25 protein-coding genes, 2 tRNA genes and 1 pseudogene are annotated in these 26,562 nt (G+C 73.9%); 17 read left to right on the forward strand and 11 right to left on the reverse strand.

What is annotated here, in order from left to right:
• Nucleotides 1-31 precede the first annotated feature (31 nt).
• Nucleotides 32-199 (reverse strand): DUF5679 domain-containing protein, encoded by a 168-nt coding sequence (locus KBX37_RS03390; RefSeq protein ID WP_012014940.1) that lies wholly within the window; start codon nt 197-199, stop codon nt 32-34.
• Between the two features lie 513 nt (nt 200-712).
• Here KBX37_RS03390 and KBX37_RS03395 point away from each other — a divergent pair.
• Nucleotides 713-1,243, forward strand: a complete 531-nt coding sequence (locus tag KBX37_RS03395) for a M48 family metallopeptidase (protein WP_088960451.1) — start codon at nt 713-715, stop codon at nt 1,241-1,243.
• A gap of 139 nt (nt 1,244-1,382) precedes the next feature.
• Nucleotides 1,383-1,991 (forward strand): hypothetical protein, encoded by a 609-nt coding sequence (locus KBX37_RS03400; protein WP_210774454.1) that lies wholly within the window; start codon nt 1,383-1,385, stop codon nt 1,989-1,991.
• 93 nt (nt 1,992-2,084) lie between these two features.
• Here the strand turns inward: KBX37_RS03400 and KBX37_RS03405 are convergent, their stop codons facing one another.
• Complete coding sequence (locus KBX37_RS03405; RefSeq protein ID WP_210774455.1) at nt 2,085-3,317, reverse strand: zinc-dependent metalloprotease; 1,233 nt, start codon at nt 3,315-3,317, stop codon at nt 2,085-2,087.
• Between the two features lie 182 nt (nt 3,318-3,499).
• Between KBX37_RS03405 and KBX37_RS03410 the strand changes: the two genes are divergently transcribed.
• From KBX37_RS03410 to KBX37_RS03440, 7 genes are all read left to right on the forward strand, one after another.
• A complete protein-coding gene (locus tag KBX37_RS03410) occupies nt 3,500-4,513 on the forward strand; it encodes a PDZ domain-containing protein (protein ID WP_210774456.1) in 1,014 nt (337 codons plus the stop codon).
• Between the two features lie 115 nt (nt 4,514-4,628).
• Entirely contained in the window at nt 4,629-7,583 is a 2,955-nt protein-coding gene (locus tag KBX37_RS03415; RefSeq protein WP_210774457.1) for a UPF0182 family protein, read from the forward strand.
• 151 nt (nt 7,584-7,734) lie between these two features.
• Nucleotides 7,735-8,244: a SigE family RNA polymerase sigma factor gene (locus tag KBX37_RS03420; RefSeq protein WP_210774458.1), complete on the forward strand. Its 510-nt coding sequence runs from the start codon at nt 7,735-7,737 to the stop codon at nt 8,242-8,244.
• Nucleotides 8,234-9,154 carry a hypothetical protein gene (locus KBX37_RS03425; RefSeq protein WP_210774459.1) on the forward strand — a complete coding sequence of 307 codons (921 nt, stop codon included), beginning with the start codon at nt 8,234-8,236 and terminating at the stop codon, nt 9,152-9,154. Before KBX37_RS03420 ends, KBX37_RS03425 begins: the two co-directional genes overlap by 11 nt.
• A 59-nt stretch (nt 9,155-9,213) precedes the next feature.
• A tRNA-Met gene (locus KBX37_RS03430) sits at nt 9,214-9,290 on the forward strand.
• Between the two features lie 122 nt (nt 9,291-9,412).
• Nucleotides 9,413-9,486: transfer RNA gene (locus KBX37_RS03435), tRNA-Met, on the forward strand.
• A 111-nt stretch (nt 9,487-9,597) separates the two neighbouring features.
• The gene (locus KBX37_RS03440) at nt 9,598-9,846 is read left to right on the forward strand and encodes a hypothetical protein (RefSeq protein WP_179801708.1); all 249 of its coding nucleotides are present in this window, start codon (nt 9,598-9,600) and stop codon (nt 9,844-9,846) included.
• 35 nt (nt 9,847-9,881) lie between these two features.
• On the opposite strand, the gene KBX37_RS03445 is transcribed toward KBX37_RS03440, so the two are convergent.
• Nucleotides 9,882-11,213, reverse strand: a complete 1,332-nt coding sequence (locus KBX37_RS03445; protein WP_307848925.1) for an extracellular solute-binding protein — start codon at nt 11,211-11,213, stop codon at nt 9,882-9,884.
• Between the two features lie 208 nt (nt 11,214-11,421).
• Here KBX37_RS03445 and KBX37_RS03450 point away from each other — a divergent pair, with 208 nt between their 5' ends.
• Together KBX37_RS03450 and KBX37_RS03455 are read left to right on the forward strand one after the other, a co-directional pair.
• Entirely contained in the window at nt 11,422-12,255 is an 834-nt protein-coding gene (locus KBX37_RS03450; protein WP_210774461.1) for a phosphoribosylaminoimidazolesuccinocarboxamide synthase, read from the forward strand.
• Between the two features lie 221 nt (nt 12,256-12,476).
• Nucleotides 12,477-13,415 carry a ribose-phosphate pyrophosphokinase gene (locus KBX37_RS03455; RefSeq protein WP_210774462.1) on the forward strand — a complete coding sequence of 313 codons (939 nt, stop codon included), beginning with the start codon at nt 12,477-12,479 and terminating at the stop codon, nt 13,413-13,415.
• A 14-nt stretch (nt 13,416-13,429) separates the two neighbouring features.
• Here KBX37_RS03455 and KBX37_RS03460 read toward each other — a convergent pair whose 3' ends face one another.
• Nucleotides 13,430-13,897, reverse strand: coding sequence for an ATP-binding protein (locus KBX37_RS03460; RefSeq protein WP_210774463.1), 468 nt, complete (start codon nt 13,895-13,897; stop codon nt 13,430-13,432).
• A 119-nt stretch (nt 13,898-14,016) separates the two neighbouring features.
• Here KBX37_RS03460 and macS point away from each other — a divergent pair, with 119 nt between their 5' ends.
• Nucleotides 14,017-15,147 carry a MacS family sensor histidine kinase gene (gene macS / locus KBX37_RS03465; RefSeq protein ID WP_210774464.1) on the forward strand — a complete coding sequence of 377 codons (1,131 nt, stop codon included), beginning with the start codon at nt 14,017-14,019 and terminating at the stop codon, nt 15,145-15,147.
• Nucleotides 15,148-15,161: 14 nt separating this feature from the next.
• The gene (locus KBX37_RS03470) at nt 15,162-15,809 is read left to right on the forward strand and encodes a response regulator transcription factor (RefSeq protein ID WP_210774518.1); all 648 of its coding nucleotides are present in this window, start codon (nt 15,162-15,164) and stop codon (nt 15,807-15,809) included.
• A gap of 7 nt (nt 15,810-15,816) precedes the next feature.
• Here KBX37_RS03470 and KBX37_RS03475 read toward each other — a convergent pair whose 3' ends face one another.
• The 3 genes from KBX37_RS03475 to KBX37_RS03485 all read right to left on the reverse strand — a co-directional run bounded on the left by KBX37_RS03475 (nt 15,817) and on the right by KBX37_RS03485 (nt 18,261).
• Nucleotides 15,817-16,389, reverse strand: a complete 573-nt coding sequence (locus KBX37_RS03475) for a DUF5709 domain-containing protein (RefSeq protein WP_210774465.1) — start codon at nt 16,387-16,389, stop codon at nt 15,817-15,819.
• Nucleotides 16,390-16,462: 73 nt separating this feature from the next.
• Nucleotides 16,463-17,263, reverse strand: coding sequence for an ATP-binding protein (locus KBX37_RS03480; protein ID WP_210774466.1), 801 nt, complete (start codon nt 17,261-17,263; stop codon nt 16,463-16,465).
• The gene (locus KBX37_RS03485; RefSeq protein WP_088960465.1) at nt 17,260-18,261 is read right to left on the reverse strand and encodes an SDR family oxidoreductase; all 1,002 of its coding nucleotides are present in this window, start codon (nt 18,259-18,261) and stop codon (nt 17,260-17,262) included. The genes KBX37_RS03480 and KBX37_RS03485 overlap by 4 nt, the downstream gene beginning before the upstream one ends.
• Nucleotides 18,262-18,722: 461 nt before the next feature.
• On the opposite strand from KBX37_RS03485, the gene KBX37_RS03490 reads away from it, so the two are divergent.
• Nucleotides 18,723-19,922, forward strand: a complete 1,200-nt coding sequence (locus tag KBX37_RS03490) for a glycosyltransferase (protein WP_210774467.1) — start codon at nt 18,723-18,725, stop codon at nt 19,920-19,922.
• Here KBX37_RS03490 and KBX37_RS03495 read toward each other — a convergent pair.
• The 4 genes and pseudogenes from KBX37_RS03495 to aroA form a co-directional block, all read right to left on the reverse strand.
• Nucleotides 19,880-20,787 (reverse strand): annotated as a pseudogene (locus tag KBX37_RS03495) (hypothetical protein). The gene KBX37_RS03490 and the pseudogene KBX37_RS03495 overlap by 43 nt on opposite strands.
• Nucleotides 20,788-20,847: 60 nt before the next feature.
• Nucleotides 20,848-21,666: a histidinol-phosphatase gene (gene hisN / locus KBX37_RS03500; protein WP_210774469.1), complete on the reverse strand. Its 819-nt coding sequence runs from the start codon at nt 21,664-21,666 to the stop codon at nt 20,848-20,850.
• A gap of 25 nt (nt 21,667-21,691) precedes the next feature.
• Nucleotides 21,692-22,591: a ribosome small subunit-dependent GTPase A gene (gene rsgA, locus KBX37_RS03505; protein ID WP_247656979.1), complete on the reverse strand. Its 900-nt coding sequence runs from the start codon at nt 22,589-22,591 to the stop codon at nt 21,692-21,694.
• A 204-nt stretch (nt 22,592-22,795) separates the two neighbouring features.
• Nucleotides 22,796-24,097: a 3-phosphoshikimate 1-carboxyvinyltransferase gene (gene aroA / locus KBX37_RS03510; protein WP_210774471.1), complete on the reverse strand. Its 1,302-nt coding sequence runs from the start codon at nt 24,095-24,097 to the stop codon at nt 22,796-22,798.
• Nucleotides 24,098-24,199: 102 nt separating this feature from the next.
• On the opposite strand from aroA, the gene KBX37_RS03515 reads away from it, so the two are divergent.
• The 3 genes from KBX37_RS03515 to KBX37_RS03525 all read left to right on the forward strand — a co-directional run bounded on the left by KBX37_RS03515 (nt 24,200) and on the right by KBX37_RS03525 (nt 26,224).
• Nucleotides 24,200-24,898: an SOS response-associated peptidase gene (locus KBX37_RS03515; protein ID WP_210774472.1), complete on the forward strand. Its 699-nt coding sequence runs from the start codon at nt 24,200-24,202 to the stop codon at nt 24,896-24,898.
• Nucleotides 24,899-25,098: 200 nt separating this feature from the next.
• The gene (locus KBX37_RS03520) at nt 25,099-25,491 is read left to right on the forward strand and encodes a WhiB family transcriptional regulator (RefSeq protein WP_088979381.1); all 393 of its coding nucleotides are present in this window, start codon (nt 25,099-25,101) and stop codon (nt 25,489-25,491) included.
• 118 nt (nt 25,492-25,609) lie between these two features.
• Nucleotides 25,610-26,224 carry an alpha/beta family hydrolase gene (locus tag KBX37_RS03525; protein WP_210774473.1) on the forward strand — a complete coding sequence of 205 codons (615 nt, stop codon included), beginning with the start codon at nt 25,610-25,612 and terminating at the stop codon, nt 26,222-26,224.
• Nucleotides 26,225-26,562: the final 338 nt, after the last annotated feature.

The raw sequence follows: 26,562 nt of genomic DNA on the forward strand, positions 1-26,562 counted from the left end.
GGCCACCCCTCCCCCGCAGAACGCGTACGGGTCAGACCTTGGCCTTGCCCAGGATGCGGTTCACTGTTGTGCCGCACACCGGACACTTGCCCTTGGCCATGTTCATCCCGGTCTTCGAAACCTCGACGCGCCCCTCGAAGTCCCGCTTCTCCTTGCACTTGACGCAGTAACCGTTGTAGGTCTGGGCCTGGTCGGCCACGGTAGCCTCCTCGTCTCGTCCGCCGGGCGAGCCGGCCCGGCGGGTCTCCCGGCGGCGGGCCACGCGGGGCCCAGGCGCTGGGTCTTTCTCCGCGGACACCTTCGTGACCGCTGGTTGGCGGACCCTACCCAGATCTGGGCGAATCCATGTCAGCTGTGCATCGACACTGTGAGGAAGTCGACGTCGAGAGTGTGCATGCCGGAATGGGCCGGATTAGTGAGTTTGCCGGGGACACGCCGGTTGGAGACCCGCAAAAACGCCCGCACGGGGCCCGAGCGGCGCTGCGGAGGGTGATCACCTACGGTGGGTGGGACGCGAGCGCCGAGTGCCTCCCCGGCCGCCACGAAGGGTGATCGGGGCGGCCCGACATGGTCATCCACAGTTTTTTTCGGGACTCCTCGCGACCAACCACCATTTTCCGGGCGCGTGTCGCGGTGTTGACTCTTGCGGACCCCTGGTCAGTACGCATTAGCTTTCCCCCGTGGCAGGAATGCACGGCTGCGCGGCCCACTGATGGCTGGGGCGCGGAAGCCGGTCGTCGAGGTACGGCGCAGTCAGCGCCGGCGACGCACGGTGTCCGCCTACCGCGACGGGGAGCGGGTCGTGGTGCTGATCCCCGACCAGTTCTCCCGGGCCGAGGAGAGCGAGTGGGTCGACCGGATGCTCGCCCGGCTCGCCGCCCGTGAGGGCCGGCTCGCCCGCTCCGACACCGAACTGCTCGACCGGGCGCTGCGCCTGATCAACCTCTACCTTCCCGACCAGGGCAGCGACGCCCTGCCCGCCAGCGTCCGCTGGGTCACCAACCAGAACGGCCGGTGGGGTTCCTGCACCCCGGCCGACCGGACCATCCGGATCTCGCACCGCCTCCAGGACATGCCGGACTGGGTGCTCGACTACGTGCTGCTGCACGAGTTGGCGCACCTCATCGTGCCCAGCCACAACGCCCGTTTCTGGGAGCTCGTCGCCCGGTACCCGAAGACCGAGCGGGCCCGCGGCTACCTGGAAGGCGTCGCCGCCGCCTCCGCCGTACCCGTCGCCGGCTGATCCGCACCGCTCTGACCGGCCCCCTCCCGCCGCCGCGTGATGATCAACTCCATGTCGGCGACGTGGCGGCATCCGTGCGCCTCCGATACCGCCATTGCGGCGACCCGGAGTCGATCACACCGGACGTTAGGGTCGGAGGGTGACCCGACGTGTGGTGGTGGCGTTGCTCGGCCCGGTGACCTGGTCGCCGCCGGGAATTGATGCCGTGGACTGGCGTACCGCGCTGGCTGAGGACAGCGTCGACATGCTCGCCACGCTCAGCGAGGTGGAGACCGCGGTGGCGGTCACCCCGGCGGACCGCTGGCTCGCCGACGCCGTCATCTGGCCGGGTACCGCCGTGCACGAGGTGGCCGAGCCCACGGTGAACGCCGTACTGGCCGCGCTGAGCGGGTACGACCAGGCGGCCGTGGTTGCCGCCGACGCCCCGGACCTGCCCGGCCTGACCCTGGGCAAGCTGCTCCGGCCGCTCACCACCCGGCCCGTGGCGGTCGCCCCGGTCGAGGGGGAGGGGCCCGGCCTGCTCGGGGTGGCGACCCGGCTGCCCGTACCCGGATGGTTGCCGACGGTGGACCTCGACGCGGCGGTGCCGGCGGACGTGCGCCGCGCGGCGCCGGCCCCGGGCGACGTGGCCGTCACTCCCGCCTGGCGGCGGCTGCGCGGCCCGGCCGACCTGGCCGCGCTGAACCCGGCGGTCGAGGGCTGGGAGGCCACCCGGGCCCTCCTCTCCGGCCCCGCCCGCCGAAGCTGACCGCCCTGAAGCCGGTGGGCGACCCACCGGGCTGCCGTGCAGATGCCGCCGGCCGGGCGCGCGTGGGGTGCGGCCCGGCCGGTGCGGTGCGGATCAGGACTTGTCGGTGTCGTCCCCGGAGTCATCGGAGCGGGGCGGGGTGCCGCCCGGCGCCTGCTCCTCCGGGCCGCCCGGCGCGGTGAAGTCGAAGTTCGCCAGCTCGTCGTCGAGGTCGAGCTGAGCGGTCGCGAAGGCCACCGGGTCGGCGAAGTCGTCGTCGGAGGGGAGCAGGTCGGGGTGGCCCCAGACCGCGTCCCGGCCGGAGATGCCCCGGTGCGTGGTGAGCGCGGCCCAGAGCGCCGACGCCTCGCGCAGCCGGCGCGGTCGCAGCTCCAGCCCGACCAGCGCGGCGAAGGTCTGCTCGGCCGGCCCGCCGGCGGCCCGGCGGCGGCGGAACGCCTCGCCGAGGCGGACCACGTTGGGCAGGCGCTCGCCGGCGGCGTTGTCGACCACGTGGCAGACCCAGCCCTCGACCAGTGCGAGGACCGTCTCCAGTCGGGCCAGGGACGCCTTCTGCGCCGGGGTGTCCTCCGGCGTGAAGATGCCCTCCAGGGCGATGGCCTGCATCGACTCCGGGTCGGTCGGGTCGACCCGGCCCATCGCCTCCTCGATCGCCTCCCGGTTGACCCGGATGCCGGAGGCGTAGTTCTCCACCGCGGTCAGCACGTGCCCGCGCAGCCACGGGACGTGCTCGAAGAGCCGCTGGTGGGCGGCCTCGCGCAGGGCGACGTAGAGGCGTACCTCGTCCTCGGGCAGCTCCAAGCCCTCGCCGTACGCCCGGATGTTGGCCGGGACGAGCGCGGCGGTGCCGGCCGGGCCCAGCGGCAGGCCGATGTCGCCGGCCGAGAGCACCTCGGCGGCGAGCGAGCCGAGCGCCTGGCCGAGCTGCCCGCCGAAGAGCGCCCCGCCCAGGGTCGCCACCATCGACTGCATCGGGCCGAGCTGGGCCCGCGCCTCCGGCGGCACCAGGTCGCCCATCGCGCCGACCATCCGGCTGGCCACCGGGTCGCAGAGCTTGCGCCAGACGTCGAGGGTCTTGTAGATCCACTCGTTGCGGTTCCACGCCACGGAGGTGCGAATGCCGGACGGCAGCGCGGAGGCCGGCTCCAGCCAGAGGTCGGCGAGGCGCAGCGCCTCCTCCACCGCGTGCCGCTCGTACGGCGACACCGCCGGGTCGCCTGCGGCGGCGAGCTGGCTGGCGGCCACCTGCCGGGCCAGGTCCCAGTTGACCGGCCCGCTGCCCGACGCGGAGAGCAAGTGCTGCAACTGCGACATGAACTGCTGCATCTGCGCGGGATCGTTGGGGTCTGGTGGTTGCCCACCCGGGAGCGCGAAACCGAACGGAATATCAGGCACGACGTCTACGGTACGCGCGCCGCGCCCCAGGTCGCCCTCGCTGTCGTTGCGCTGAGGGCGAAGTCGGCCTCGACCGCCCGGGCGGCACCGCCTGAATCGGTACGCTCTGCCGCATGAGACGTCGCGGCGTGACCGTCCTCCTCGGTGCTCTGCTCACCACTCTGCTCAGCATCGGCGTGCTCGGCGCGCCCATCCCGTACGTGGTGCTCGGCCCGGGGCCGACCGTGAACACCCTCGGCACCTCGGACGGCAAGGAGGTCATCCAGGTCACCGGCCGGTCGACGTCCAACTCCGCCGGCCAGCTGCGGATGACCACGGTGGGGGTGCAGCCCACGGTCAAGCTGCGCGCGGCGATCGCCGGCTGGCTCTCCGCCGACGAGGCGGTGGTGCCGCGCGAGCTGGTCTACCCGCCGAACGAGAGCCAGGAGGAGGTGGAGAAGCGCAACGCCGAGGACTTCCAGAACTCGCAGACCAGCGCCGAGACCGCCGCGCTGGTGGAACTCGGCTACCCGGTGCAGGTGGTGGCCAAGGAGGTCGCCTCCGACGGCCCGGCGGCGGGCGTGCTCAAGGCCGGCGACGTGATCACCACGGTCGACGGGGTCAAGGTGACCACCGCGACCAAGCTGGTGGACCTGGTCCGGGCGAAGCCGGCCGGCACCGCGCTGCGGATCGGCTACACCCGCGACGGCGTGGCCGGCACGGCCACGGTGACCAGCCGGGAGAAGGACGGCCGGCCGCGCGTCGGGCTGGTGCCGGAGCAGCGGCAGCCGCACCCGTTCACGCTGAAGATCGACCTGGCCAACATCGGCGGGCCGAGCGCCGGGCTGATGTTCGCCCTCGGCATCGTGGACAAGCTCGAACCGGCCGACCTGACCGGCGGGAAGATCATCGCCGGCACCGGCACCATCGACGACGAGGGCCGGGTCGGTCCGATCGGCGGGATCGCGCAGAAGCTCGTCGGGGCGAAGAAGGCCGGCGCGAAGGTCTTCCTGGTGCCGGCGGACAACTGTGCCGAGGCGGTCCGCAATCCGCAGCCCGACCTGCCCCTGATCAGGGTCGGCTCGCTGGACGAGGCATTGACGGCGCTGGAGACGTTGCGGTCGGGTGGGCAGCCGATCCGCTGCTGAGCCCGGGCACCGCGGCAGCCCGCCGTGACCTTGGACCGACACGTTCAGGAACACCCCGTACTCTGGGTGCCTGTCCGGAGCCGATCACATCGAGCGTGCGGAGCCAACAGTGGTCATGCGTAGCAGCCCCCTGCCGAGGATGAGCCGGCGCGGACGCGTCACCATCGGAGTCCTGGTCGGGGTGTTCGTGCTCTTCACCCTGCTCGGCTGGGGTGTCCAGGCCTGGACGGACTGGCTCTGGTTCGAAGAGGTCCGCTACACCCAGGTCTTCACCGGGGTACTGGTCACCCGGCTGCTGCTCTTCCTCACCATCGGGGTGGGGTTGGGGCTCTTCGTGGGCGGCAACCTCTGGCTGGCGTACCGGCTGCGACCGGCGCTGCGGCCGCATTCGCTGGAGCAGGCCACCCTGGAGCGCTACCGGATGCTGCTCACGCCCCGGATCGGCACCTGGATCAGCCTGACCGCGGTCGTGCTCGGGCTCTTCGCGGGCCTCTCCGGGCAGAGCCGGTGGAACCAGTGGCTGCTCTTCCGCAACGGCGGCGACTTCGGCGTCAAGGACCCGGAGTTCGGCGTCGACGTCGGCTTCTACGTCTTCCAGCTGCCCTTCTGGCGGTACCTGCTCGGCGTCGGCTTCACCGCGGTGGTGCTGGCGCTGCTCGGCGCGCTGGCCGTGCACTACATCTTCGGCGGGGTGCGGCTGCAGGGCGTCGGCGACCGGATGACCAACGCCGCGCGGGCCCACCTCTCCACGCTGGTCGCCGTCTTCGTGCTGCTCAAGGCCGTCGCGTACGTGCTGGACCGGCGGGCGATGCTGCTGGAGTACAACGAGGGCGCCAAGCTCTACGGCGCCGGTTACGCCGACGTCAACGCGCTGCTGCCGGCCAAGGAGATCCTGGCGTACATCTCGGTGGTGGTGGCGATCGCCATCATCGTCTTCTCCAACGCGGTGATGCGGAACCTGGTCTGGCCGGGCATCTCGCTGGGCCTGCTCGGCGTCTCCGCCGTCGCGATCGGCGGCATCTACCCGTGGGCGGTGCAGACCTTCGAGGTCAAGCCGAGCGCCCGGGACAAGGAGGCGCCGTTCATCGAACGCAGCATCGGGGCCACCCGGGCCGCGTTCGGGTTGGGCGACACGAAGACCACCGGGTACGCGGCGAACAATCTCACCCCGCCGGCGAACCTGGCCACCGACACCTCGGTGGTGCCGAACGTCCGGCTGCTCGACCCGCAACTGGTCTCCGAGACGTACACGCAGCTCCAGCAGGTCCGCGGCTTCTACGACTTCGGGCCGAAGCTCGACATCGACCGGTACTCGGTGGCGAACAAGACCTCCGACTACGTGGTCGGCGTCCGTGAGATCAACTACGGCGAGCTGACCCAGAACAACTGGATCAACCGGCACACCGTCTTCACCCACGGGTACGGCCTCGTCGCGGCCCCGGCCAACCAGGTGGTCTGCGGCGGCCAGCCGTACTTCGTCTCCGGCTTCCTCGGCGAGAAGGCGCAGGAGGCGTGCTCCTCGCAGGCCGAGCAGATCCCGGCCACCCAGCCGCGGATCTACTACGGCGAGCGGATGAAGGAGGACGACTACGCGATCGTCGGGCAGTCCGACAAGACCCGCAACGCCGAGTTCGACCGGCCCACCCCGACCACCGGCGGCGAGCAGTACTACACCTACACCGGTGAGGGCGGCGTCGAGATCGGCTCGTTCACCCGCCGGCTGCTCTACGCCATCAAGGAGCAGGAGTCGAACTTCCTGCTCTCCGACGCGGTCAACGACAACTCGCGGCTGCTGTACGTGCGCAACCCGCGGGACCGGGTGGAGAAGGTCGCCCCCTTCCTCACCCTCGACGGCGACCCGTACCCGGCGGTGGTGGGCGGCCGGATCCAGTGGATCGTCGACGGCTACACCACGGCGGCGACCTACCCGTACGCCGAGCGAGTCAACCTGCAGACCGAGACCGCCGACGAGCTGACCAACCGGGGCACGTTCCAGCTGGCCCGGGAGAACGTCAACTACATGCGCAACTCGGTGAAGGCCACCGTCGACGCGTACGACGGCACGGTGCGGCTCTACGAGTTCGACCAGACCGACCCCGTGCTCAAGGCCTGGAACAAGGCGTTCGGCGGCGACCTGGTGCTGCCGAAGACCGCCATCCCGGCGGAGCTGGCCGAGCACTTCCGCTACCCGGCCGACATGTTCAAGGTGCAGCGGAACCTGCTCACCAAGTTCCACGTGACCGACCCTGGCGACTTCTACTCCGGCCAGGACTTCTGGCAGGTGCCGAACGTGCCGGACGCGCCGGACAGCGGGCAGAAGCAGCCGCCGTACTACCTGTTCACCCAGTTCCCCGGGCAGCAGGGGCCACGCTTCCAGATCACCGCGGCGGTCACCCCGAACGGGCGGCAGAACCTCGCCGCGCTGATCTCCGGGTCGTACGTCGACGGTCAGCCCAAGCTGGAGGTGTGGGAGTTGCCGGACCAGACCCGGGTCTCCGGGCCGGTCCAGGTGCACCAGCAGATGACCAACAACGCCAACATCCGGCAGCAGCTCAACCTGCTCTCCTCCAACCAGGCCCAGGTGCAGTACGGCAACCTGCTGTCGCTGCCGTTCGGCGACGGGATGCTCTACGTCGAGCCGGTCTACGTGAAGAGCAACCAGCAGGACGCCTACCCGCTGCTGCAGAAGGTGCTGCTCTCGTACGGCGACGGCGGTTCCTACGTGGTGCTGGCCGACAACCTCACCGACGGCATCAAGCAGCTCGTCGACCAGGGCAAACGGGCCGGGCAGGGCACGCCGCCGCCGCCCGGCGGCACCCCGCCGCCGCCCCCGGGCGGCGTCAACCCGCCGCCGCTGACCGGTGAGCTGGCCGCCGCGGCGGAGCGGGTGCAGACGGCGATCGCCGAGGTCAAGGCCGCGCAGACGTCCGGCGACTTCGAACGGTACGGCCGGGCGCTCAAGGCGCTGGACGAGGCGATGACCGCGTTCCAGCAGGCGCAGCAGACCGCCGGGCCGGCCCCGACGCCGAGCGGCAGCCCGTCCGCGCCGGCACCGACGCCGAGCGGCTGAGCCGCAGCGCGATCCGACCAGCCCGCGACCCGAGGACCTGCCGATCCTCCGGTCGCGGGCTTGTCGCTTTTCCGACCCGATCCCTGCAACCGGGCGGCCCCGTCCACCGTCTTCTCAGCAGGTGGGGGAAACGGGGAGACGTGGTGTGAGCATGAGGGACGCGCAGAGCTTCGACGAGTTCTACCGGAGCACCTCCGGGCGGACGCTGCGGTACGGCCACGCGGTGGCGGGTGACCACGGCGAGGCGCAGGACCTCGTGCAGGAGGCGTACGCCCGGGCCTGGCGGCAGTGGGGCAGCCTGGCCACCCACCCGGCGCCGGAGGCGTGGCTGCGGCTGGTGGTCAGCCGCCTGGCCACCGACCGGTTCCGCCGGCTGCGCGGCTGGCGCACGGCGGTGAGCCGCACCGGCTTACCCGAGGACGTACGGCCACCGGGCGAGGACACCGTCCTGCTGGTCGCTGCCCTGCGGCAGTTGCCGGCGAACCAACGGCAGGCGCTGGCCCTGCACTACCTGTTCGACATGCCGGTGGAGGAGATCGCCCGCGAGACGGGGGCGCCCACCGGCACCGTGAAGTCCTGGCTGTCCCGGGGCAGGACGAGGCTGGCCGAGCTGCTGCCCGGGGTCGCGTCCGAGAAGCTGGAGGTCAACGATGTCGCGTGAACTGACCGGTTTCTACCGTTCGCTCGCCGAGGACACCGACCCACGCGGCCTGGCGGCGCCCGACCTGGTGCGTCGGTACGCCGACCGCCGGGCGCGGACCCGGGCGGCGCTGGGGGTGCTGACCGCGGCGGCGCTGGTCGGCGGGACGGCCGTCGGCGCCCAGTTCGTCCTCACCGCCGGCCCGGCCACCCGGGTCGGGCCGCCCGCCGACACCCCGGCCCCGCCCTCGCCGGTGCCGTCGAACCCGACGCCCACCCCGTCGGCGGCCTCGCCCGGCCCGAGCGGGTCGGCGTCGCAGCAACCGCCGTCGACGTCACCGACGCGGGTCGGCCCGCCGCCCGTCCGGACGCCGACCTCGATTCCCGACTCCGCCTTCTTCGCGTTGGCGGCGGCGAACGACACCGGCGCGGGAGCGAGGTTCGGCGAGGGTCAGGTGCTGCCGGCGCTCTGCGGGGCGGAGCCGGGCGCGTCGGGGACGGTGCGGCAGCGCGTCCGGTCGGTGCCGTTCAAGCTGGCCGGCACGCCGGAGGGGAACATCCCGGATGGTCTCTACCGGCACAGCATCACCATCTACCGCGACGGTAGGGCCGCCGCCGCGCTCGACGAACTGCGCGACGCGGTGCGTGACTGCGCCGAGCAGCCGGTCGGCAAGGTGAAGTCCCGGCAGAAGCTGCTGCCCAGCAGCGGCTACGGCGACGAGTCGGTGCTGTTCGAGATGCGCAAACCCTTCCTCGACGTCAACGACCAGCCGACCGGCGACGAGGAGGTCCGGCTGATCCGGGCCATCCGGATCGGGAACGTGGTGACGGTGCTCTGGGAGCAGGGCTGGGAGGGCAGTTCCAGCCCGAAGTCGCAGGTCGACGCGGACAGCCGGCGGGCGGTGCTGGCGATCCGCGACTGGTTGCGCTGAGTGTGTCCCGGACCCGTTTTGCGGGTCCGGGGCCCCGTAGGCTACGGTTAACCAGTCGACGCGGGGTGGAGCAGCTCGGTAGCTCGCTGGGCTCATAACCCAGAGGTCGCAGGTTCAAATCCTGTCCCCGCTACCACGACGAACGGCCCGAGGATCTGATCCTCGGGCCGTTCGCTTTTCCCCGCCCGAGCGGCCCGGTGGCCGATCCGGGACCCGGCTGATCTCGGTCCCGGGGATGCGCTAAGCTTATGGAGCCGACGCGGGGTGGAGCAGCTCGGTAGCTCGCTGGGCTCATAACCCAGAGGTCGCAGGTTCAAATCCTGTCCCCGCTACTCGTTCGAAGGCCCCGGAGCCCCGCTCCGGGGCCTTCGCCGTTTCCGCCCGCCGGGGGTTTCCCGTCCGTCCGGCGTGCCCCGCTTGCCCGCCTCGGTCAGGATGGGGGCATGTCATCTTGGAACAGGTGGTGGGGCCGGCTGAGCGCGGTCCTCGGTGCGGTCGTGCTCTCGGTCTTCGTACCGGTCGCGGCCTGGGCGTCCACGGGCCAGGGCGAGCTGGTGGTGGAGGCGGCACGGCGCAGGGGCCGGGGCGGTGGCGGCATCCTGGGCCTGCTCTGCTGCCTCGTCGTGGTGGGGTTGATCGTGTTCCTGGTGCTGCGGCTGATGCGCAACCGCCGCAACCGTCCGCCGAGCTGATCCGGTTGGCCCTGGCCGGCGGACGCCGGCCAGGGTCACTCGGCCAGCGCCCCCTGCGCCTGCGCCATGAACTTCGACGTCGTGGCCCGCGCTCCCACCCGGCCCGACCGGACGTCCTGGGCCCCCGCCGTGAGCAGCGCGCGCACCCGCGCGTGCCCCCGGGGCGGTGGGGCCGGGGCGGGCCCGACCAGGTCGTTGAGGGTGGTGCCGAGCGTGGCGACGCGCTTGACCACCGGATCGTCGGACGCCTGGGTGACGGCCTGCCGCACGGCCAGATCGGCGGGCAGCCCGCGGTCGGTGCCGAGGATCCGGCCCACCTCGACGTTGGTGGTGAGGAAGGTGACGACGTCGGCCACCACGCCGGGGTGCCGGGTGCCGTGGAAGCCGGCCCAGTACATCGAGGCCAGGTCCCACTGGGCGGCCGGCGGCCCGGGGAAGGCGGCCAGCCCCAACTCGTCGTCGGTGTGGCGCTGAAGTTCGGGCAGCTGGTGCGACCAGGCGAACGAGGCGGCGGTGTGGCCGGTCACCACGAGCTGTCGGGCCGGTTCGCCGCCGTCGGCCCGGTCCACCAGCGCGGCGGCCGGGGTCGCCCGCTCGTTGCGGGCCCGCTGCCAGAGCTCGAACCAGTCGACCAGGGCCGCCGAGCTGAAGCCGAGTTGCCGCCCCTGGTAGAACTTGCCGCCCTGGCCGCGCAGCCAGAGCCAGAGCGCCCGGTGGTCGCCGGACGGGTCCATGGTGCCGGCCACCCGACCGCCGCTGGCCTGGGTGACCCGCGCGGCCCAGGCCAGGTAGTCCGCCCACGGCATGATGGTCGGGGCGGGCACCCCGAGCCGGCGCAGCAGGTCCTTGTTGTAGACCACGGCGGCGTGCGTCTGCGCGGCGGGGACGCCGTACAGCCGGCCGTCCACCCGGCCGTAGTCGGCCAGCCCGGGCGGCAGGCCGCCGAGGTCGAGCCGGCCGTCCGCAGCGTACGGGCTGAGGTCCAGGGCGATGCCGCGCTGGGCGTACTCGGTCAGCACGGTGTCGTCGACCTGGAACAGGTCCGGCACGTTGCCGCCGCCGGCCTGGGTCGCGAGCCGGTCGTAGTAGCCGCTGGCGGCCTGCCAGGTGACCCGGAAGGTGACCCGGGGGTTGCGCGAGGAGTAGAGCCGCAGCGCCCGCTCGGTGGCCTCCGCGCGCCGGGTGTTGCCCCACCAGAAGACCGACAACTCGATCGGCCCGTTCTCGTCGACCGGGGCGGCCGGGCCGTCGCTGCACCCGGCGAGGCCGCCGGTGGCGAGCGCCGGCACCGCCAGCAGCGCGCCGAGCAGCCGCCGCCGGTCCGGGTCGGCGCCGGGCCGGGGGCGCGGAGGGCGGGCAGCGGGCACGGGGGGCTCCTGGTGCGCGGCGGTGCGGGCCGGACCATTCACGCAGGCGGTGAGCCCGGGTGTCAACGCCGGGCGGCCGGCGGCGGCGGGGACGGTCGCTCGGGCGCTGACCGACATCGATGCGCGCCGAGCCGACCGAGGCCCGCCGGGCTCGGGACGGCCGGTGGCCGCACCGGGCGTCCCGACGTCGTCTGATGTACTAGGGCGCGTGGAACTTCTGCACTCGGGCAAGGTCAGGGACGTCTACGCCGACGGCGACGACCTGATCCTGGTCGCCTCCGACCGCATCTCGATCTACGACGTGGTGCTGCCGACGCCGATCCCGGACAAGGGTCGACTGCTCACCGCCCTCTCCGTCTGGTGGTTCGAGCAGCTCGCCGACCTGGTGCCGAACCACGTCATCTCGACCACCGACGTGCCCGCCGAGTTCGCCGGCCGGGCGATCCGCTGCCGGCGGCTGGAGATGGTCCCGGTGGAGTGCGTCGCCCGCGGCTACCTGACCGGCGGCGGCCTGAAGGAGTACCAGCGCACCGGCGCCGTCTCCGGCGTGGCGCTGCCGCGCGGCCTGGTCGAGGCGTCGATCCTGCCCGAGCCGATCTTCACCCCGTCGACCAAGGCGCCGGTGGGGGAGCACGACGAGCCGATCACCTTCGCCGAGGTGGTGGACAAGGTCGGCGCGGAGACCGCCGAGCGGCTGCGCCAGATCACCATCGACGTCTACCGCCGCGGCGCTGAGCTGGCCGCCGACCGGGGCATCCTGGTGGCCGACACCAAGCTTGAACTGGGCTGGACGCCGGACGGCACCCTGATGCTCGGCGACGAGCTGCTGACCTCCGACTCGTCCCGGTTCTGGCCGGCCGAGTCGTACCAGCCGGGCCGTGTGCAGTTCTCCTACGACAAGCAGTACGTCCGGGACTGGGCGACCGACAGCGGCTGGGACAAGCAGGGCCCGGCTCCCGAGGTGCCGGCCGAGGTGGTCGAGGCGACCCGGGCCCGCTACGTCGACGTCTACGAGAGGCTCACCGGCAGCCGCTGGGCCTGATCAGAAAGCCGTAGCAGGGCGGGCGTCCGGCTGGACCTCCCGGCCGCGCCGTGGCGCGGGGTCGAGGCCGCCGCGTGCATCCTCCGTACCTTCCAGTCGGGATTCATCAGATGATCGTGAGTACCCGGCGTTCACTCCACCCGGTCCAGGGTGCGCGCCGCCCTTGCGCAGCTCGCGCGCCCACGCGTCGCCCGCCCCGGGGCCTCCGTACGATCTGGATCGTGCGTGACATCGCCGTGTTCAGCGGAACTGCCCATCCCGAACTCGCCGCCGAGATCTGTGCTCACCTCGACGTCCCGTTGCACCCGGTGCGGGTCTCCCGGTTCGCCAACGACTGCCTGGAGGTGCAGTTGCAGGCGAACTGCCGGGAGCGCGACGTCTTCCTGATCCAGCCGTTGGTGCCGCCGGTCCAGGAGCACCTGGTCGAGCTGCTGCTCATGATCGACGCGGCCCGGGGCGCGTCCGCCGGCCGGATCACCGTGGTGCTGCCGCACTACGCGTACGCCCGGTCGGACAAGAAGGACGCCCCGCGCATCTCGATCGGCGGGCGGCTCGTCGCCGACCTGCTCACCTCGGCCGGGGCGCACCGGGTGCTGGCGATGACCCTGCACTCGCCGCAGGTGCACGGCTTCTTTAGCGTCCCCGTCGACCACCTGCACGCGCTGCGCGAGCTGGCCGTCCACTTCCGGCGCTACGACCTGACCGACACCGTGGTGGTCTCGCCGGACCTGGGCAACGCCAAGGAGGCCGCCGCCTTCGCCCGGATGCTCGGCACGCCGGTGGCGGCCGGGGCGAAGCAGCGGTTCAGCGACGACCGGGTCGAGATCAGTACGGTGATCGGCGACGTGGCCGACCGGGACGTCATCGTCCTCGACGACGAGATCGCCAAGGGCAGCACGGTGATCGAGCTGATGGCGCACCTGCGCGAGCGGAAGGTGCGCTCGATCCGGCTCGCCTGCACGCACGGGCTCTTCTCCAGCGGCGCGCTGGAGCGGCTCAGCGGGGAGGACGGGGTGCTGGAGATCGTCTGCACCAACACGGTCCCGATCCCGGCGGAGAAGCGGGTGCCGAAGCTGGAGATCCTCTCGGTGGCGCCCGCGTTGGCCGAGGCGGTGCGGCGGATCCACAACGGCGAGTCGGTCAGCGCGCTCTTCGGCTGAGTCAGGCGGCCGGGTCAGTCGCCGGCCGGGCCGCCCGCGCGGCGCAGCGCCCGGGTCATGGCGCTGATCCGTACCGTCGTGCCGGCCGGGCTGGTCTCGACCTCCATGGCGTCGCTCAACTCCCGGGCCAGCCACAGCCCCCACCCGCCGGCGGTGTCCGGCGCGGGGCGGCGGTGGTCGCCGAGCCGCTGCGCGCTGATTCCCGCGCCGTGGTCGGAGACCTCGCAGACCAGCTCGTCGGCCCGCCGCCACAGCCGCAGCCAGCCCCGGCCCCCGCCGTGCCGGACCGCGTTGGTGATCAGCTCGTTGACGGCGAGGACGAAGTCGTCCAGCCGCTGGCCGTTCAGTCCCGCGGCGTGCGCGCAGGAGGTGACCGAGTGTCGCAGCTCGGTCACCTGTGCCTGCTCGAAGGCCTCGGCGATGAGAACGGAAGATTCGATGGGCACAACCGTACGCGGCGAAGGTGGATCTGCGTTCGTCATGGCCCTGTCCCGACAGCCGGTCTCGGAGTTTCGCGGCATTTCCACCGTACGTCAGGGTTCTCGGTACCGCGACCGCCGGCGGCGCCGAGCCGGCCGGCGGCTGTGGCATCGTGACGGCCATGCCGTCGCCGCCGGGTGGTCTCGAGGTGCCGCTGTGGCGTTCCATCGCCGTCTTCCGCTTCGCCGCCCTGGGGTACGTCTGCCTGCTGGTGCTCCGCGACGCCGACCGGTACGCCCACCCGCTCGCCGCCGGCGCCGTCCTGCTGTCGATGCTGGCCTGGTCCGGGGTGACCGCCGCCGGCTACGCGCGGCCGGCGAACCGGCACTGGCCGCTGCTCCTGGCCGACCTGGGCGTCGTGCTCGTCGTCCTCGCGGTCTCCCCGTGGGTGGTCGGCCGCCCGGCGCTGGCCGCCGGCGTGCCGACCCTGGCCGTGGTCTGGCTGGCCGGCCCGGTGCTGGCCTGGGCGGTCTCCGGCGGGCGGCGGCGCGGCGCGGTTGCGGCGCTGGCGCTCGGCGCGGCGGACCTGGCCAGCCGGGGACGGATCGGCCCGTCCTCGCTCACCGGGGTGATCCTGCTGCTGCTCGCCGGGGTGATCGTCGGGCACGTCGCGCGGCTGGCGGTGACCGCCGAGGAGCGGCTGCACCGGGCGGTGCAGCTGGAGGCGGCCACCCGGGAGCGGGAGCGGTTGGCCCGGGGCATCCACGACTCGGTGCTCCAGGTGCTGGCCCTGGTGCAGCGGCGCGGCGCCCACCTCGACGGCGAGGCCGGTGAGCTGGCCCGGCTCGCCGGCGAGCAGGAGGCGGCGCTGCGCGCCCTGATCGCCGGGGTCGACCCGGCGCCCGCCGCCGACGAGCCGACCGGCACCCTGGACCTGCGCGCCCTGCTCGGCCGGTACGCCTCGCCGGCGGTGTCCGTCTCCGCCCCGGCCACCCCGGTCCCGCTGCCCGCCCCGGTGGCCCGGGAACTGGCCGCCGCCACCGCGGCGGCGCTGGACAACGTGCGGCGGCACGCCGACGGGCGCGCCTGGGTGCTGGTCGAGGACGAGGGCGAGACGGTGACGGTGTCGGTGCGCGACGCCGGCCCGGGCATCGGAGAGGGCCGGCTGGTCGAGGCGGCCCGGCAGGGGCGGTTGGGCATGAGCCAGTCGATCCGGGGCCGGATCGCCGACCTCGGCGGCGAGGTGCGGATCGTCTCCGCGCCGGGGGAGGGCACCGAGGTGGAGCTGGTGGTACCGAGGGAGGACGGGTGACCGGGGTACGCGTGATGGTGGTCGACGACCACCCGATGTGGCGGGAGGGGGTGGCCCGCGACCTCACCGAGGCCGGCCACCGGGTGGTGGCGACCAGTGGTGAGGGGCGGCAGGCGGTCCGGGTGGCCGCCGCGGCTCGGCCCGACGTGGTGGTGCTCGACCTCCAACTGCCCGATATCTCCGGAGTCGAGGTGATCCGGGGCCTGCGGGCCGTGCTGCCCGAGGTGCGGGTGCTGATGCTGTCGGCCAGCGGCGAGCAGCAGAGCGTCCTGGACGCGGTGAAGGCCGGCGCCACCGGCTACCTGGTGAAGTCCGCCGCGCCGGCCGAGTTCCTGGACGCGGTGCGCCGCACCGCCGCCGGGGAGCCGGTCTTCACGCCCGGCCTGGCGGGACTGGTCCTCGGCGAGTACCGCCGGCTGGCCGGCGCCACCGACGGCGGGGCCCGGTCGGGCCGGGACGACGGCGCACCCCGGCTCACCGAGCGGGAGACCGAGGTGCTGCGTCTGGTCGCCAAGGGGCTGTCGTACCGGCAGATCGCCGAGCGGCTGGGGCTCTCGCACCGCACCGTGCAGAACCACGTCCAGAACACGCTGGGCAAGCTCCAGCTGCACAACCGGGTCGAACTGACCCGCTACGCGATCGAGCGCGGGCTCGACGACTGAGAGGCCGTCAGTGCGACTCCGGCGGCCGGGTCTCGTGGATCGCCAGCTCCTCGGCGGTGGCCCCGCCGCCGGCCGAGCCCGCGTCGTAGGCGACCGAGTCGGTCTCCTGGTCGGTGTGCGCCCCCTCGTCCGGTTCGACCAGCCGGCCCACCTGCGAGTCGGCGATGGTGCCCAGCTTGCCGTGGTCGTAGATGGAGACCGGGGAGTGCGGGTCCGAGGTGGGACCGGGATTCATCACGTCGGCGTCCAGCTGCGCCTCGGCGGCGGCCTCGTCGCTGTCCGCCTCGGCGGCGATGTCCGGATCGACCGGGCCGGCCAGCGGGTCGTCGGCGGGGCGCTCGTACTGCTCCCGCTGCAGCTTGTAGTCCAGCGACTCCCCCTCGAGCTGCTCCTCGGCGGTGGTGCCGAAGCTGTCGACCGCGACCGGTGTGCGGTCGCCGGGCAACTGGGCCGGCTCCGGGCCGTCGGCCTCACGGCCGGTGAGGACGTCGTCGTTGGCGGTGGAGTCGTCGTCGGCGGTCTGCGGCAGACCCTCCGCCTCAGGGTCGGAGAGGGGGGTCGGGTACTCGTCGTCGCGCATGACTGATCACTACCCACTGCCATGCCCCGGGTAACCGGAGCCGGACCCCGCAATCGGGACGAAAGGGGAGAAGTCAGCCCTGGCGAGCGGCTTCGTCCTCGGCGTGGAGCACGCACCAGACCACCTTGCCGTTCGGCACCGGGGTGCTGCCCCAGCGTCGGGCCACCGTGTCGATCAGCAGCAGGCCACGGCCGCCGGTCGAGGTGAGCGGAGCCAGGCCGGCGTACGCGGGCTGTCGGGGGGAGTGGTCGCGGACCGCGACGTGCAACGAGCTGTCGCGCGGCGCGAGGCGGACCGTCATCGGCGTCCGCGCGTGGGCCACCACGTTGTTGACCATCTCGGTCACCGCGATGGACGCCGGCTCGATCAGCTGCGGCACACCCCAGCGGGCGCACCCGTCGGCGATCATCGCCCGGGCCTGCCGGGCGGCCCCCGCCGTGGGCGCGAGCTCCGCGGCGAGCAGCGCCGCCATCGGGGTACGGGCCAGCGCGGCGGTCGCCTCGTCGGCGGTCGCGTACACCGGCAGCCCGGTCGCGTCGGCGCCGGTGACCGTGCCGGCCGGGTCGAGCACCAGCAGGTCGGCGGCGGGCCAGTCGGCAATTGCGCGGCGGACCTCGGCCAGCAGACGCGCGGCGCTGCCGTCGGTGGAGCGGAGCCGGGCCACGTCGACCACGATCGGGCCGGGCCGGTCGCTCAGTCGCGCCAGCAGGGCGTCGCGGACCCGGTCGGCGGTGGTGGACTCCAGCACGCCGCTGAGCCGCACGGTCGCGGACGACTCGTCCGCCTCCACCAGGCATCGCGCGTCCGTCGGCATGATCGTCCCATTGTGCATGCCGGCGGCCGGGCGCGCACCCGGCCGCTCCGTGCCGGTCATCGCCGCTCCGCCCGGGAGCGGCGGGTCATCGCGGCCATCGTGCCGACCGCGGTCCCGGCGGCGGCCAGCCCGAACGCGGCGGTCACCCGGACCACCTGCCGGCGTCGGCCGTGCCAGCCGCCCTCGCGCTGCGCCTCGGCGTCAGCGCGGAAAACGTTGCCGGTGCTGTCCGCCGCGCCGGATGGCCCGAACTGCGTGCGGTGGGCGTACCAGCCGAGGACCCGCTCGGCCAGCGCCGGCGCGAGCCGCCACTGCAGGCCGATCAGCCGGGCCGCGCCGCCCGCGTACGCCTCCCGGCGCGGGCGGCGCAGCAGCCGGACGATGGTCTCGGCCACCATCTCGGGCGGGTACACCGGCGGCGGCGGGACCAGCTCGCGCCCGGTGTGGTTGCCGGCGTGCCGGAAGAACGGAGTGTCGATGGTGGCCGGCAGTACGGTGCAGATCGAGATGTTGCCCCGGCCGGTGACCCGCAGCTCCTGCCGGACCGTGTCGGCCAGCCCGCGGATGCCGTGCTTGGTGGCGTTGTACGCCGACTGGTAGGGCATCGCCACCTCGGCCAGCACCGAGGCGTTGTTGACCACGACGCCGCCGCCGGAGAGGCTCAACCAGGGCAGCGCGGCGCGGATGCCGTACGCGGCGCCCAGCAGGTTGACCTCCAGCACCCGGCGGAACTCCGACACCGGGATCTCGTCGAAGAGCCCGACCGCGCTGACCGCCGCGTTGTTCACCCAGCCGTCGATCCGGCCGTACTCGGCCGCCGCGCGGGCGGCCAGTTCCTCGACCGCCACCGGGTCGGTCACGTCGGTGGGCACCGCCAGCGCCCGCCCGCCCAATTCCCGGCAGTGCCGGGCGACGTCCTCCAGAGCGGGCTCGCTGCGGGCGGCGAGGACGATGTCCGCGCCCCGGCGGGCCAGCGCGTAGGCCGTGGCGGTACCGATGCCGCTCGAGGCGCCGGTGACCACCACGACGGCGTCCGAGAGACTGCGGGTTAGCGGCATTCCTCGTCGGTACCCCGACCAGAGTGGGTCATGCGGCCGGGTGGGCGCGGATCGGCACCGGGCCGGGCGGCCGCCAGGGCGGCCGGCGCGAGCCGGGGGCCGGGGCTGGGGCGGCCGCCCCGTGGTCGGCGGGAGCCCGCGGCCGGGCGGTCCCGCCCCGGGCGGCGATGCCGGCATGTCGGGCCTTCCGGACACCCGGCTGGACGATGGCCTAAACCGATCACCCCGGAAGGCCGGGTGCCGGCCTTCGCTCACCCCGCCAGACCCGCCGCGAAAGCGGGTGGGACCTGCGGAAAGTCCCGCGGCGGGGGCCTGCCGGCGGCTCGCTGGCGGGGTGCCCGCAACGGTCGGCCGACAGCGTTCCGACTGCTCCCGATCTGCCAGGTTTCGGCTCGCCGGGGCCGGGTTAATGGGACCCTCTGACCGGAGGACCATCCCTCACGAATCGCATGGAGGTGACCATGCGCGTCGGCCTCGTCTGCGCGCACGCCGGCTCGGCCCGGCATGCGGACGCCCCCGCCGTCGGCACCCGCGAGCACATCGCCCGGGTCGCCGCCGAGCTGGCCGGGCGCGGCCACGACGTACGGGTCTACGAGCGCCGCGACGACCCCGCCCTGCCGGAGGTCGTGGAGGTGGACGGCTACCGCCTCGAACGGGTGCCCGTCGGGCCGGCCCGGATCACGCCCACCGCCGAGCTGGTGCCGTACGTGTCGGAGTTCGGCCGGTGGCTGGCCGACCGCTGGGCCGCGGAGTGGACCCCCGAGGTGGTGCACGGGCACTACTGGATCGGCGGCCTCGCCGCCGCCCACGCGGTACGCGAGACGGACATCCCGGTCGTGCAGACCTTCCACTCCCTCGGCGTCGAGCAGCTGCGCCACCTCGGCCAGCAGTACGACGGCCCGGGGGAGCGGATCCCGCTGGAGCGGGCGCTGACCCGCGCGGTGGACATCGCGGTCGCCCAGTGCAACGACGAGGTGGACGAACTGACCCGGATGGGCCTGCAACGCACGTCGGTGGCGATGGTCCCCGCCGGGGTGGACATCGAGCGGTTCCACCCCGACGGCGAGGCGGCCCCCCGCGACCAGCGGGCCCGCATCCTCTCCGTCGGCGGGCTGTCGCCCGGCCACGGCCAGGAGGACCTGATCCGGGCGATGCGCCTGGTGGGCGACGCCGAGCTGGTCATCGCCGGCGGCCCGCCGCCCGAGGAGCTGGCCACCCACGCCGAGGCCCGCCGGCTGCGCGAGCTGGCCGAGCGGACCGGGGTCGCCGACCAGGTGAAGCTGGTCGGGGCGGTACCGCACGACCAGATGGCCACCTGGTACCGCTCGGCCGACGTGGTCGCCTGCACCCCGCACTACTCCTCCGCCGGCCGGGTGTCGCTGGAGGCGATGGCCTGCGGCGTACCGGTGGTCGGGTACGCGATGGGCGGCATCGCCGACGCCGTGGTCGACGAGGTCACCGGGCGGCTGGTGCCCCCGGGCGACGTCCGCACGCTGGGCGTGACGCTGCGCCGGCTGCTGGCCGACAACGCCGGGCGGTTCGCGTACGGGCACGCGGCGGTGGACCGGGTGCGGTGCAGCTACACCTGGGAGCGCACCGCCAGCGCCCTGGAGCGGCTCTACGAGCGGGTGGTGCTCCGGCGCAAGCCGGTCGAGGCCTGACCGCCGGTCACCGCGGTGGTGGGCCGGCGCCGACCGCGATCCGTTCCCGTCGCTGGACGACGGCATGGTGGTGCTGCGGTTCGGCGTACCGGGTGAGCCCGATGACCGCGGCGAGGGTGACCAGGAAGCCGACCGCGGCCAGCCACTCCCGGCCCGGCCAGATCCGGTCGTTGAGCAGCAGCAGGCCGACGATCGCGGCGGGCACCGCCCCGGCGGCGTCCATCGCGGCGACGGCGGCCGTGGTGGAGCCGCGTTGCATCGCCAGCCCGAGCAGCAGCTGCCCGACCAGGGAGTGCGCGATCAGCAGGTAGAGCAGCGGGTCCTGGACGAACGCCTCGGCCGTCGGCGCGGACGCCAGCGGGCGGGCGGCCACCGCGGCGGCGGAGAACGCCATCCCGGCCAGCGAGCCGAGCGCCACCGACCCGGGCGGCCCGTGCAGGCGGACGGCGAAGAAGCCGAGCACCCCGATGCCGCCCAGCGCCACGGTGAGGGCGACCAGGCCGGCGGTGCCGAGGGACTTCGACGGCGCCGGCTGGGCGGAGAGCACCAGCGCGGTGATCCCGCCGAAGAGCAGCACCAGCAGGGCCACCTCCGCCTTCGGCAGCCGCCACTTGAGCACCACCACGCCCAGCACGGCGGTGACCCCCAGCCCGGCGGCCACGCTGGCCTGCACCAGGAACAGCGGCAAGTCCCGGCGGGCCAGGAAGGCCAGCACGAACCCGATCACCTGGCAGAGCAGACCGACCAGGTAGGTGCGGTGCACGGCCAGCTTCAGCAGCAGCCCCGGATCGAAGGTGTGGTGCACGGTCGTCCGGGCGGCGGCGACCGACTGCAACATGTTGGCGAAGCCGTACGCGACGATCATGGCCGCGAGGAAGCACCAACCGGAGGACACCACCTGGCGAGGATAGAGGGTGCCCGGGGGTCAGCGCGCGGTTGGCCGACCCAGCCGGGCGAGGATGTCGGCGTGCAGCAGGCCGTTGCTGGCCACCGCGCTGTGCTCCCCGGAACCATCCCCAGCAGGGACTCCACGGCCGGACAGATCGGTGAACACGCCCCCGGCCTCGGTCACCACCGGCACCAGCGCGGCGACGTCCCAGAGCGACAACTCGGGCTCCACCATGACGTCCAGTGCACCCTCGGCCAGCAGCATGTAACCGTAGAAGTCGCCGTACGCGCGGCTGCGCCAGGTGTCCCGCATGAGCTGGAGCATCGCGTCCAGCCGACCCGCCTCCTCCCAGCCGCTCAGCGAGGAGTAGCAGAAGCTCGCGTCGGCCAGGTCGCCGACGGCGGAGACCCGGATCGGCGTGCCGGAGGCGGCGTCCGGCCCGGCGTACGCGCCCTCGCCGAGCGCGCCCCACCAGCGGCGGCCCAACGCCGGGGCGGAGACCAGCCCGACCACGGGACGGTCCCCCTCCAGCAGCGCGATCAGGGTGGCCCAGACCGGCACGCCCCGGACGAAGTTCTTGGTGCCGTCGATCGGGTCGACCACCCAGCGCCGACCCCCCGGCCCGGCGGCGGGCTGCTCGCCGTACTCCTCGCCGAGCAGGCCGTCGCCGGGGCGGCGGCCGGCCAGCAGCGCGCGGATCTCCCGCTCCACGGCGGTGTCCGCGTCGGAGACCGGGGTGAGGTCCGGCTTGGCCTCGACCCGCAGGTCGAGCGCGCGGAAGCGGGCCGTGGAGATGGCGTCGGCGGCGTCCGCGAGCTGGTGGGCGAGGGCGATGTCGTCGGCGTACCCGGTCATGGCAGGAACCGTAGCCACGGCCGGGTCAGGACCCGGCAAGCGGGTCGCCTGGATTCCGCTGGTCGGCCTCGCCGCGCGGGTCACCCTCGCCGGACCGGGAGGACAACAGCCGACGGTACGACGCCAGCCGGCGCGGGTCGGCCTTGCCGGCTGCCACCCCGGCGTCCAGCGCGCAGTCGGCCGCGTCGGCGGTGTGCGGGCAGTTCGGCGGGCAGTCCACCGTCGCCTCGACCAGGTCGGCGAAGCCGTGCAGCAGGCTCTCCGCCGAGACGTGGGCGAGCCCGAAGCTGCGTACCCCGGGGGTGTCGATGATCCAGCCGGGGTCGCCGTCGACGCCCGGCGCGGGCGGCAGCCGCAGCGCCACGGCGCTGGTGGAGGTGTGCCGGCCCCGGCCGATCGCGCTGACCACGCCGACGGCCCGGGCGGCCTCCGGCACCAGGCGGTTGACCAGCGTCGACTTGCCCACACCGGAGTGCCCGACCATGACCGAGACCCGGCCGGAGAGCAGCGCCCGCAGCGCGTCGAGGTCGGAGTCCGGGCGGACGAGCACGTACGGCAGTTCCAGCTCGGTGTAGTAGCCGAGCACCTGCTCGGGCCCGGCCAGGTCGGCCTTGGTCAGGCAGAGCAGCGGCTCGATGCCGGCGTCGTACGCGGCCACCAGGCAGCGGTCGATGAAGCCGGTGCGCGGCGGCGGGTCGGCCAGCGCGCTGACGATCACCAACTGGTCGGCGTTGGCGACCACGACCCGTTCCAGCCGCCCCTCGGCGGTGGTCGCGTCGTCCTCGGCGGTCCGCCGCAGCACCGAGCGCCGCTCGGCGATCCGGACGATCCGGGCCAGCGCGCCGGCCGCCCCGGAGGTGTCCCCGACCAGGCCCACCCGGTCGCCGACCACCACCGACTTGCGCCCCAGCTCCCGGGCCCGCATCGCGGTCACCGTGTCGTCGGCGTCGGCGCCGGCCAGCACGCAGGTGTAGCGGCCCCGGTCGACGGCGATCACGAGGCCGTCGACCGCGTCGGCGTGCAAGGGCCGGGTGCGGGTGCGTGGACGCGAGGACTTTCCGGGCCGGACCCGTACGTCGTCCTCGTCGTACTCCCGCCGTCTGGTCGCCAGGACCGCCCCCTCTACGCCTCAGCTCTTACCGGTCACCATTGCCGACCATAGTGCCGGGAACTCGGGCATGGTCTTGGAGGTACACGCCACATCGTCCACCTCGATGCCGGGGACGGCCAGCCCGGCCACCGCGGCGGCGTGCGCCATCCGGTGGTCGGCGTAGGTGCGGAAGGTGCCGCCGCGCAGCGGGCGGGGCCGGATCTCCAGCCCGTCGGAGGACTCGGTCAGGTCGGCGCCGAGCGAGGTGAACTCGCGGGCGAGGGCGGCGATCCGGTCGGTCTCGTGGCCGCGGATGTGCGCGATGCCGGTGAACCGGGACGGGGAGTCGGCCAGCATGGCCAGCGCGGTCAGCGCCGGGGTCAGCTCGCTGACGTCGGAGAGGTCGGCCGCCAGGCCGTGCACCGTGCCGGTGCCGCGCACGGTCAGGCCGGCGGTGCCGAGGGTCACCTCGCCGCCCATCCGGTGCAGCAGCGAGCGGAGCTGCTCGACCGGCTGCGCGCTGCTGCGCGGCCAGCCCTGCAACGTCACCTCACCGCCGGTGACCAGCGCGGCGGCGAAGAACGGGACCGCGCCGGAGAGGTCCGGCTCGATCTCCCAGCCGCGCCCGGCCAGCGGGCCGGGCTCGACCACCCAGACGTCCGGGACGCTGTCGTCGACCGCGGCGCCGGCCGCCCGCAGCATCTGCACGGTCATCCGCAGGTGCGGCGCGGAGGGGACGGGCGGGCCCTGGTGGCGCACCACCACGCCCCGGTCGAAGCGCGCGCCGGCGAGCAGCAGGCCGGAGACGAGCTGGCTGGAGGCGGAGGCGTCGATCACCACCTCGCCGCCGGCGACCCGGCCGGTGCCCTGCACCGTCAGCGGCAGGCTGCCGACGGCCGGGGCCTCGACGCGTACGCCGAGCGAGCGCAGCGCGCCGATCAGCGGACCGAGCGGGCGGACCCGGGCCTGCGGGTCGCCGTCGAAGGTGACCCGCCCCTCGGCCAGGCCGGCGACCGGCGGCGCGAAGCGCATCACCGTGCCGGCCAGCCCGACGTCGACGTGGGCCGGACCGACCAGCCGGTGCGGCCGGACCAGCCAGCGCTCGTCGTCGGAGATCGACATGTGCGCGCCCATCGCCCGCAGCCCGCCGGCCATCAGCTCGGTGTCCCGCGCGCGCAGCGGCCCGTGCAGGGTCGACGGACCGCTGGCCAGGGCGCTGAGCACCAGCGCCCGGGCGGTCATCGACTTGGAGCCGGGCAGGCGCAGCGTCGCGGCAACCGGATCACTGGCGGTCGGTGCGGTCCACGGCTGCTGCGGCCGGGTCGCGGTCGGATTCCCCACGGTTACATTCTGCCAAGCTCGCCGGCCCGTGGAGCCGGCCGTCGGTCCTGCTCCCGGTTGGCGGGACAGCCGGGAAGCCGGCGGGGCGTTAGCGTGTGCGCCATGTGCGGGAGGTACGCCACGACCCGGAGCGCCGGTGACCTGAGCGCGCTGTTCGAGTCGTACGACGACACCGACGGCCGGCTCGCGCCCGACCACAACGTCGCGCCGACCGATCCGGTGCCGGTCGTGCGGATGGACGCCGAGGCCGGTCGGATGCTGTCGGCGGGGCGCTGGGGCCTGGTGCCGCACTGGTCGCGCTCGGCGGCCGGCGCCGCCCGCATGATCAACGCCCGGGTCGAGACGGTCGCCACCAGTCGCGCGTACGCCGAATTGTTCGCCCGCCGGCGCTGCCTGGTCCCCGCCGACGGCTGGTACGAGTGGGTGCGCCGCCCCGCCGGCGGCAAGCAGCCCTACTACATGACCCCCCGGGACGGCTCGGTGCTGGCGTTCGCCGGCATCTGGTCACGCTGGGAGTCGCTGCTGACGTTCAGCGTGCTCACCACCGCCGCGGTGGGGGAGCTGGCCGAGGTGCACGACCGGATGCCGCTGCTGCTGCCCGCCGACCGCTGGGCGGCCTGGCTCGGGCCGGCCGACGACCCGGCCACGCTGCTCGCCCCGCCGCCGGTCGACTGGCTCGCCGGTCTGGAGATCCGGCCGGTGGGTCCGGCGGTGGGCGACGTGCGCAACGACGGCCCGGGGTTGATCGAGCGGGTGCCGCTGCCCGAGGAGCGCGTCGAGGGGGAAATGACGCTTTTCTGAACGCGATTCGCGACATTGTCGCGTACGAATTGCCAGAGTTCCGGGCGAAATTTCGCTCGGATCTTCAGTCATCTTTGTGCACAGCCCCTTGTCTCCGTGTCCACGGGTGCGATAGAACACAGCGCCGGCACTGGGAGCGTCTTCGCGCGGTGCGAACGACGCCCGTCGATCTTGCCGGTCCCACGGGGGAGGTGGGTGTGATGACCCGGGCGCGTATGCCCCGACCGCACGAGGTGGCCGCCGCACGACGAGATCCGCGACTGTTGCGGGCGTTGCGCGAACGCCGCCAGGACGAGGCCTGGCGGACCAGAGGAACCTGCCAGAGCGTCGATCCGGAAACATTCTTTCCGGCGCCCAACGAGCCGGCCGACGCCGCCGTCGCGCTCTGCCGCAGTTGCGACGTGCAGGGCTCGTGCCTGGCCTGGGCGCTGGAGGTCGGCGACTGCCACGGTGTCTGGGGTGGCACCACGCCGCGCGAGCGGCGGGCCATGCTGGTCGCCTGGCGCAGCGAGGTGCAACCGGATCCGGACGCCGCGGACGACGCCGGCCCGCCGGTGCGCGACCGCCTGCTCACGCTGGTGCCGCTGAGCTGAGCCGGCACCCGCCCGCCACGGCACCGCTCGTCGACTGAGCCGCCGGGAACGCCCACCGTCGGGCGTCCCGGCCGGCCTGGTCGCCGTGTCCGGCGGCCCGGCGGCGCAGAATGGGCCGGTGCCGCACCGCGACGAGATCGACACTCCACGGGGCCTGGCCCGGGTCGAGGCCGACCTGCCGGCCGGCCCGCCGGTCGCCCTGCTCGTGCTCGGGCACGGGGCGGGCGGCGACGTGGACGCCCCCGACCTGCTCGCGGTCCGGGACGCGGCCGTCGGCGCGGGGGTGGCGGTGGCGCGGGTGACCCAGCCGTACCGGGTGGCCGGGCGGCGGGCGCCGGCACCGGCCGGGCACCTCGACGAGGCGTGGACGGCGGTGGTCGCCGGGCTGCGTACCCGGCACCCGGATGTGCCGCTGCTGGTCGGCGGGCGGTCCAGCGGTGCCCGGGTGGCCTGTCGTACGGCGGCGGCCGTGGGTGCGGCCGGGGTGGTCGCGCTGGCCTTCCCGCTGCACCCGCCGGGCCGGCCGGAGCGGTCCCGCGCGGCCGAGCTGCTGACCGGGCTGCCCACCCTGGTGGTCAACGGCGACCGCGATCCCTTCGGCGTGCCCGAGGCCGACGCCTCGGTCCGCGTGGTCGTCCGCCCCGGTGAGCGTCACGACCTGCGCAAGGACCCGGCCGCCGTGGCCACGGCAGTGCTCGCCTGGCTCCGCGAGCGGGGCTGGGCGCTGCCCTGAGCCACGGCGGGTGGCCGGCCGCCGCCCGTCACTGTCGGTGAACCGCCTGGGGCGGATGCGACCACGAGCGGGATACCTCAGAGGTCTCAAGATGCCTCTGAGGTATCAGGCTGATGACGGTGTCTTCTCCCCGGGCCACGGCCGGCGACGAGGACGGAACGGCCGGCGTCGCAGCTGCCCAGCGACTCCCCCGGCGAGCGTGACCGGCGCGGCGCAGGGTCGTTGCATCGGATGGTGCCGGCCGCCCGATCCGGGCGAACGGCACCGTCCTCCCAGGCCCTTCCTGGTCCCAGCGTCGGTCTCCGCCGAGGCCGGGACCAGGAACGGGGGCGGCTGGC

The sequence above is a fragment of the Micromonospora sp. U56 genome, assembly GCF_018070095.1.
Classification (GTDB): Bacteria; Actinomycetota; Actinomycetes; order Mycobacteriales; family Micromonosporaceae; genus Micromonospora; species Micromonospora purpureochromogenes.

Coding starts and splice junctions, on each gene's coding strand:
- KBX37_RS03520 (WP_088979381.1), top strand. CDS start 25,099: ATGACCCGGGCGCGTATGCCCCGACCGCACGAGGTGGCCGCCGCACGA.
- KBX37_RS03410 (WP_210774456.1), top strand. CDS start 3,500: ATGAGACGTCGCGGCGTGACCGTCCTCCTCGGTGCTCTGCTCACCACT.
- KBX37_RS03395 (WP_088960451.1), top strand. CDS start 713: ATGGCTGGGGCGCGGAAGCCGGTCGTCGAGGTACGGCGCAGTCAGCGC.
- macS (WP_210774464.1), top strand. CDS start 14,017: ATGCCGTCGCCGCCGGGTGGTCTCGAGGTGCCGCTGTGGCGTTCCATC.
- hisN (WP_210774469.1), bottom strand. CDS start 21,666: ATGACCGGGTACGCCGACGACATCGCCCTCGCCCACCAGCTCGCGGAC.
- KBX37_RS03425 (WP_210774459.1), top strand. CDS start 8,234: ATGTCGCGTGAACTGACCGGTTTCTACCGTTCGCTCGCCGAGGACACC.
- KBX37_RS03440 (WP_179801708.1), top strand. CDS start 9,598: ATGTCATCTTGGAACAGGTGGTGGGGCCGGCTGAGCGCGGTCCTCGGT.
- KBX37_RS03515 (WP_210774472.1), top strand. CDS start 24,200: ATGTGCGGGAGGTACGCCACGACCCGGAGCGCCGGTGACCTGAGCGCG.
- KBX37_RS03470 (WP_210774518.1), top strand. CDS start 15,162: ATGGTGGTCGACGACCACCCGATGTGGCGGGAGGGGGTGGCCCGCGAC.
- KBX37_RS03460 (WP_210774463.1), bottom strand. CDS start 13,897: ATGACGAACGCAGATCCACCTTCGCCGCGTACGGTTGTGCCCATCGAA.
- KBX37_RS03415 (WP_210774457.1), top strand. CDS start 4,629: ATGCGTAGCAGCCCCCTGCCGAGGATGAGCCGGCGCGGACGCGTCACC.
- KBX37_RS03405 (WP_210774455.1), bottom strand. CDS start 3,317: ATGCAGCAGTTCATGTCGCAGTTGCAGCACTTGCTCTCCGCGTCGGGC.
- KBX37_RS03480 (WP_210774466.1), bottom strand. CDS start 17,263: ATGACCGGCACGGAGCGGCCGGGTGCGCGCCCGGCCGCCGGCATGCAC.
- rsgA (WP_247656979.1), bottom strand. CDS start 22,591: ATGCGGGCCCGGGAGCTGGGGCGCAAGTCGGTGGTGGTCGGCGACCGG.
- KBX37_RS03420 (WP_210774458.1), top strand. CDS start 7,735: ATGAGGGACGCGCAGAGCTTCGACGAGTTCTACCGGAGCACCTCCGGG.
- KBX37_RS03475 (WP_210774465.1), bottom strand. CDS start 16,389: ATGCGCGACGACGAGTACCCGACCCCCCTCTCCGACCCTGAGGCGGAG.
- KBX37_RS03490 (WP_210774467.1), top strand. CDS start 18,723: ATGCGCGTCGGCCTCGTCTGCGCGCACGCCGGCTCGGCCCGGCATGCG.
- KBX37_RS03485 (WP_088960465.1), bottom strand. CDS start 18,261: ATGCCGCTAACCCGCAGTCTCTCGGACGCCGTCGTGGTGGTCACCGGC.